The following is an 825-nucleotide window of genomic DNA, read 5'->3' on the forward strand; positions in this document are numbered from 1 at the left end:
TTTTCATTTTCAATGAAATTGGAATAATAATCCCACTTGCTAACTGGCGAATATTATTTCAAATCATACCCTCACGCTGAGCAGTAAACAACGCACGATGTCCAAAATGTCTCGCTAAAACAATTCACGGTATTTTACCACTATGAACTTTTTTCTCATCGTGAGGACTAGTTCCATCAATATACAAATAACTTTCATCAAATAAAATAACACTATCATCTGGGGGAACCGGTTTTGTTCKATCGGTAAAATCTAAATTTTTAAATGTTAAAACTTTAACTTTATCATCTTCTAACGGATAATTACTATAAATTTCATCTGTCAATAATTTCATAGTTTGCGACAAATAAGTTAAAAGTAATGTTTTACCAGTTCCTAACTTACCAATAATTACAGATAACGGATTATCTCAAACAAAATTTACTAACCGAAAAGCATTTAACTGATAAAAAATATTTTTTCACAATCATCACACAAAATAAACACACTGCAAAGCAAATAATATTCAAAATACTAAACCAACACAATACAAAGAAATTAACCAAAGTAATAAATCAATTAAACTAAACAAAAGCATTGAACCACTAATATAACAATAGTTTTTAAAGAAAAATATAAACTTTTTCATTATTTAAAATACCCAACTATTTTAAAAACCATCCACAAGAAAAACCAAGTTAAAAACAAAATCACAATTCAAACACCAACCATCAAAGTTAAATATTCATTTTGCGTTAAATTCCACATTGTAATACTTTCAACATTCGTTTTATCTATAAACAAAAAAATATAAATAAAAAACTCTTTTAATTTAATTCAATCATT

At 26.2% G+C, this 825-nt stretch carries 1 protein-coding gene and 1 pseudogene; both read right to left on the reverse strand.

Going from position 1 to position 825, the window contains the following annotated elements:
- A pseudogene (locus C6B38_RS05735) lies at window positions 1–628 on the reverse strand (hypothetical protein); the annotation flags it as partial.
- Window positions 628–825 (reverse strand): DUF2649 family protein (locus C6B38_RS05740; protein ID WP_105298963.1); only part of this gene is annotated, 198 nt, incomplete at its 5' end. The pseudogene C6B38_RS05735 and the gene C6B38_RS05740, both read right to left, overlap by 1 nt.

This window comes from Spiroplasma sp. ChiS, from assembly GCF_002968355.1.
Classification (GTDB): Bacteria; Bacillota_I; Bacilli_A; order Mycoplasmatales; family Mycoplasmataceae; genus Spiroplasma; species Spiroplasma citri.